Origin of the sequence: Photobacterium sp. OFAV2-7 (assembly GCF_022347985.1) — a bacterium.
GTDB lineage: Bacteria > Pseudomonadota > Gammaproteobacteria > Enterobacterales > Vibrionaceae > Photobacterium.
The window spans coordinates 1-5,210 of sequence record NZ_JAKRFQ010000333.1 but is presented as its reverse complement, the minus strand read 5'-3'; the positions used below and the strand labels follow the sequence as shown (position 1 = coordinate 5,210).

Annotated in this window: 7 protein-coding genes; 2 read left to right on the top strand and 5 right to left on the bottom strand. The window is 47.8% G+C overall.

The genetic code is table 11. The features are described 5' to 3' along the window. Positions 1 to 24: 24 nt before the first annotated feature. From MHN01_RS16045 to MHN01_RS16025, 5 genes are all read right to left on the bottom strand, one after another. On the bottom strand, positions 25 to 354 hold the full coding sequence (locus tag MHN01_RS16045) for a hypothetical protein (protein ID WP_160651356.1): 330 nt from the start codon (positions 352 to 354) through the stop codon (positions 25 to 27). A gap of 132 nt (positions 355 to 486) precedes the next feature. After that, positions 487 to 972: a hypothetical protein gene (locus tag MHN01_RS16040; RefSeq protein WP_239412265.1), complete on the bottom strand. Its 486-nt coding sequence runs from the start codon at positions 970 to 972 to the stop codon at positions 487 to 489. Between the two features lie 69 nt (positions 973 to 1,041). Then, positions 1,042 to 1,644 (bottom strand): beta-phosphoglucomutase family hydrolase, encoded by a 603-nt coding sequence (locus MHN01_RS16035; protein WP_239412264.1) that lies wholly within the window; start codon positions 1,642 to 1,644, stop codon positions 1,042 to 1,044. 163 nt (positions 1,645 to 1,807) lie between these two features. After that, entirely contained in the window at positions 1,808 to 2,614 is an 807-nt protein-coding gene (locus MHN01_RS16030; RefSeq protein WP_239412263.1) for a transporter substrate-binding domain-containing protein, read from the bottom strand. Between the two features lie 126 nt (positions 2,615 to 2,740). Next, positions 2,741 to 3,385, bottom strand: coding sequence for a TetR/AcrR family transcriptional regulator (locus MHN01_RS16025; protein WP_239412262.1), 645 nt, complete (start codon positions 3,383 to 3,385; stop codon positions 2,741 to 2,743). 124 nt (positions 3,386 to 3,509) lie between these two features. Here MHN01_RS16025 and MHN01_RS16020 point away from each other — a divergent pair, with 124 nt between their 5' ends. Continuing rightward, positions 3,510 to 4,643, top strand: coding sequence for an efflux RND transporter periplasmic adaptor subunit (locus MHN01_RS16020; RefSeq protein WP_239412261.1), 1,134 nt, complete (start codon positions 3,510 to 3,512; stop codon positions 4,641 to 4,643). A gap of 3 nt (positions 4,644 to 4,646) precedes the next feature. Further along, the coding region (locus MHN01_RS16015) for an efflux RND transporter permease subunit (protein WP_239412260.1) at positions 4,647 to 5,210 on the top strand (564 nt) is incomplete at its 3' end.

Below are 5,210 nucleotides of genomic sequence, written 5' to 3'. Positions count from 1 at the left end.
CTTAATAAACCCTAAGTATTAAAATTACTTAGGAATATTAAAGCTTTTCTCGTCTTTGCAGGTAAATGTGTAGTAATTACTACGCTCGTTGAAAACAGAGAAGCCTTTGCCATAGCAATATGCGCCGTTCAGTTCGTTCATATAGGCAAGTGTTTCTTTGTCCTTTACCAGGAAGTAGCTGTCATTTTCACAGATAACCCTGATTTTGCCATCATCTCCCTGAGAGTAGGTTTTTACCTTGGCGCCACACAATGTGAAGCTCAAATCAACATACTCATCGGCACGCTCGTCCACTGTTTGTGAACAGCCAGCAAGAAGCAATGGTAGTAGAATAATGCTCAGTAATGGTTTCAAAGCCAAATCCTTGACAAATAAAGTTTTATAATCAGTGTAATAGCAATATTATGCTGAATTATAGCAGTCAGTGCAATAAACTTCAGGGAGCGATGATGCTTACATTGTCGATATGCTTCGAAGTTATTCTATTCAGTGTTTTTTCTTGCCTTGCTTCTCATCAATGCGACAACGATGCCAAATAGAATAGTGGCGAAGACCTGCCGGTCCATGTGCAATAAATACCGACATCAGCAGCACTGTGACAAATAGCATGGGTTTATGCTGAGGAATAATAAAGAAAGAGCCAAGCAGCATCAGCTTCACCAATGTCAGGACACCTTTTAGCTGAATAAGCCATAGCCTGGAGCGACTAATCTCAAGCGTCATTAGAATAACACCTGTAACCATCGCCAAAATCCACCAGTTCAGCCATAACTCGCGCTCGACGCTATACAGAATACCGCCGGCAGAGCCTGCGATCCCTAAGATATGCAAAGCCCTCACCCCAGTTTTACTCAGGCGTTGAATCCAAAAACGGGTCTCTGATATTGGGTATTGATCTTTAGACGCTGTGCGGTGATCGGATGATATTCTTTCGGCGTGTACTTGTTGCTGTTCTGCGGTTGCTTTTTTCATCTTGTTGTCAGGGTATTCATTCAGTACATGGAAGAATACCCTTTCTTTGCCAAGGTGTAATCTGATTCTTTAACGAGTGCTTGCCTTCGTCAGAGTCGTGATTTCACCATCAACCACCAGCACGCAATCCATTCCGGCTGCCAGTGCAGCGGTTTTGCCTAGTTCGGTATCTTCAAATACCAAACAATCACAAGGCTCAACACCGATGCGCAGTGCTGCCTGTAAGAAGGTATCTGGGTTGGGTTTATGCTTGTCTACGTCATCAGCTGTGACCAACGCATCCAGCAACGGCAGGATGTTTGTTTCACCGAGCAATGGTAACGCGTTCATCTGACGGCATCCGGTGCCGACGGCAATCTTTTTCGATGATTTGTTATCAATCAGCAACTGATAGGTGGAAGATATCACTTCTCCCTTAAAATCCAACGTTTCAAAAAACTCGCTTTTGGTATTCGCCAAACGCTTGGTATCAAAGTTCTGCTGATAACGGTGATTAATTGCCTGCGCCGTTTTGATAGTCGGCATACCACCCAGGCTGTAAAACCACTCTTCGTCGAACGGGATCTCGAAGAGTTCGCATGTTTTTTTCCATGCCTCGACATGAGCTGGCATTGAGTCTATCAAGGTGCCATCCATGTCAAAAATAAGTCCTTTGTAGGGTGTTAAGTCCATATTGCTCCTTTAATTTTCGGGTATCTATTCCTGTTTTATCCTATAACCTATCAACCCACCATGTCACTTTTATTGCATATGTTCAAGCTGAATAGCTGCACGATCTCGTCAAATCGTTACTTTTTCCACAGGCAAACGTTTAGATGGAAATGAATTCCGAGACTTAGCGAACATCTAACCTAACCAGCCCCCACTTTCTGGCTATCCGATCAAAAAAACCCTGCGTTTTCTTCAGCTCGATCCAATGATTGATGTAATTTATCCAGATCTGATCTTCTTTGGGCAACAACATAGCCACAGGTGTCGGGCGACGCATGCCGTTGACTTTGGCAACGGTTAGCTGGGGAAATCGGTTGGTTATCGTGGCGGCTTCAATATTCGATGTTACAATCACTGTCGCTTTGTTGGTCAGTAATTGTTGATAGTCACGGAGAGGAGCCTGAATGATGTTATGGCGGGCTTTGGGGAACATTTCCTGTACCAGCGACTCTTGAACCGTTCCTCTGGTCGAGGTTATTGTCACAGAGCTAGAATTAAAATCACTCCATTTACGAAACCGCTTAAAGTTTTGTTTTTGGATAATGGGTACGAAAGCGAGATTAAAATACGGCTGGCTATAACCAGCAACACGTGCCCGCTTCATATTAAGGGCCGCACTGCCTGTCATATCATATTTATCGGTAATAACGCCGCTGACCAAAGTTTTCCAGTCAGTCGCGATATACTCCACGGTCACCCCCAAATCTTTTGCCAACTCGGTGGTGATATCGATATCGAAACCGTTATAGAAATTAGTAGCAGGATCACGGATGGTCATCGGGTTCCAGTCCCCCGTCGTTCCAACCCGGAGTACACCGCGGTCAATAATTTCCTGCAAACGACTTGGGGCCGCATTAGAGGGAGCTGAGAACACCGACACCAAAGCAAAAACAACGACGACAACTTTCTTCAGGGCGTACAACGCTCTCATAGATACCTCTCCCCCAATCTACCTGAATACACAAGCGCATACGTTTAAAGATAGCAGTTATTTGTTCAGGTATTTCGCAAAGAAGTGATACCAAAAGTTGTCGTTCATTATCGTCACATAATCAGGCTATGCTGTCGTACGCGACTCCTGGCAATCATATCCCTTGAGAAAGATATCCACACACCGCTCCAAATACGACCGACGCTCTTCATCCGTCTCGCCGCTATCCTGCCCGAGGTATTTCCAGTACACCGCCCTACCATGAAGCATCAATAGCAACTGTAAGGCAGCATCACGTACATCGATATCAATGGTAATAATCCCTTTATCTGCATTGTGAGCCAAATATTCGGCCACCATATCCGTTGTCGTTTTTGGCCCTGCATTGAGATACACCTGGGCAAGTTCAGGATGTGTATCTGCCTGGCTGACTGACGTCTTGTAAGTATGCTGCGCCTCATCACTCATCAGCATGTTCTGGAACCGCCAGGCAAACTCACAAAGTACTTCACGCATCGTGCTTGAGTCATCAATCAAACTACCGTCCAACTGATTGGCCGTACACTTAGCCCGAATACAGGTATCAAACAATTCATCCTTGGTTTTAAAGTGGGCGTATACCGTTTGCTTGGAGACCTTTGCTCTGACTGCAATAGCATCCATACTGATGGCGTACCCCTGCTCGGCAAACAGCTCACCGGCCGCTTCTAGGATCTGCTCTCTCTTCTTTGCACTTCTCGGATTCAATACTGGCCCACTCACAATTAACATCCTTACATCACAATTGACACTTTTGATACAATCAAACTGGACAGTCTAGTTTGCTTGAGTTATTTTTAACTCATATGGACTAGACAGTCTAGTTCTAGCATAAACCCTGTCAGGATGAATTACCATGCGACGGAAACTAAAGTTCACAGCTTGTAGCCTAATAGTTGCCTCTGCACTACTGAGCGGCTGCAACACATCAAATACCGAAGCAAGTCAAACACATGAAACCCAGCAGTTACCTAGGGTCAATACTGTCACCCTCGTACCCTCAGACCATTACCTGGTCGAGAGGGAGTATGTTGGCACCGTTCAGGCCGGTCAGCAGGCCAATCTCGGACTAGAGCTAGGTGGCAAGATTGCGCAGATCCTTGTCGATGTCGGCGACAAAGTAAAAGCTGGCGACCCACTGATTATCCTCGACAAGCAGCTACTTCAGACTCAGGCTGACGAGCTCCAAGCCCAGCAGGCGCAAATTACGGCCCAGCTTGAGTTAATTGAAGCCAACCTGAAACGACAGAAGGCGCTGAAGAAGAAAGGCTTTAGTGCCGAATCTGAAATCGACAACCTGAACAGTCAGAGAAATGCCCTGCGGGCAAATTACCGCCAGCTCACAGCCTCTTCTGCAGCCAATCAGCTGCAGCAACAGAAGTCGACCGTGTTTGCACCGTATGACGGAACTATCAGTGCCCGCTTCGTCTCGAAAGGCGACGTGGTGAATACCGGTGCTCCAACACTGACCTTGCTGGCCAGCACCAACAAAGAAGCGCACATTGGCATTCCTGCCAAGCAGTTGGCCAAGATGAGTGAAGAGGCTGACTGGACCTTACGGATCGGTAACCGCTCTTACGATGCCAGCTTGCTAAACCCGGGCGCACGGGTAGACACCGGCTCTCGCACTGTGAAGCTACGATTTGGCCTACCGCAAAATGCTGACGTTATTGACGGCGAACTTGCCTACCTGCAGTTCAGTGATATTCGGGAAAAACCCGGCTACTGGGTCCCACTGTCTGCCATGACGGATGGTATACGTGGGGTTTGGAATGTGTTTGCCCTCAACGAAAACAATCAGGAGCTTCGTATCGAGCGACGCTCGGTTCAGGTGCTTTACGCCAATAACGATCACGCCTTTGTGACCGGCGCGATCAGTAATGGTGAACGTCTGGTTTCCGACGGGCTTCACCGCTTGGTGCCCGGACAGGCAGTAATGCCGGTAAAGAAGCTTCCTTTGCCACTGAGTGAAACCGATGATGAGGCCTAATCCATGAAGATAAACCACATTATCAATAACACTCGGCTACTGGTATTGGCGGTAGCACTGCTTATAGTCAGTGGGCTTTCCGCCATCAATACCCTGCCCCGCGCTGAAGATCCGGTGATCCACAATCGTTTTGCCAGTGTGATCACCCATTTCCCCGGTGCAACAGCCGAGCGGGTCGAGGCGCTGGTGACGGAAAAAATTGAGACGAGCCTGCGCCAGCTTGATGAAGTAAAGCTGCTCGCATCTGTTTCTCGGCCGGGAATCTCCGTTGTAAGGGTTGAGTTAAAAGATGAAGTGAACAACTCCGAGCCCGTTTGGTCACGAGCAAGAGACAAGCTGGCTGATGCACAGCCGTTACTGCCACAAGGCGCATCTGTGCCAGAGCTGGATGATGACCATGGCTATGCCTTTACGGTAATCACTGCCCTGAGATGGCAAGGGCCGACCGAGCCGGATTTATTGACTCTGCGTCGCTATGCCATCGAGCGGGGTAACCGCCTGCGGGTATTGAATGGCACCGAGTTCGTCGACCTGTACGGGCTACCGGACGAGGAGATCCTGGTGACC